This is a genomic window from Photobacterium sp. DNB22_13_2, from assembly GCF_052873915.1.
Genome location: NZ_JBNNXU010000305.1, coordinates 1 through 234, shown reverse-complemented (window position 1 = coordinate 234; position 234 = coordinate 1). Strand labels below are relative to the sequence as shown.

Below are 234 nucleotides of genomic sequence, written 5' to 3'. Positions count from 1 at the left end.
ACGCTCGCTTCAATGCGCAGCACATCGGGGCACATCAGCGTGGCAAACGCGAGGATGGCGCCTTCGCGCCGCACGATGGCCACCGGTTGGCTGAGCACATAGCGGTCTTCAAACGCGCCGAGCGAGAAACCCTTCTCGCGCGCGTTCTGGTTGTGCAGCCACTCATCGGAGATGGCGCGCAACTCCTCCAGCACCGCCGGCACGCCTTCGGCCGGCACGATCTCGAACGACAGC

General features: G+C 65.4%; 1 protein-coding gene. It reads right to left on the bottom strand.

Annotated features, from left to right (window positions below; all coding sequences use genetic code 11):
- A partial coding sequence (locus ACVA58_RS28740) for a phosphatidylglycerol lysyltransferase domain-containing protein (RefSeq protein WP_446513631.1) occupies positions 1-234 on the bottom strand: 234 nt, incomplete at both ends.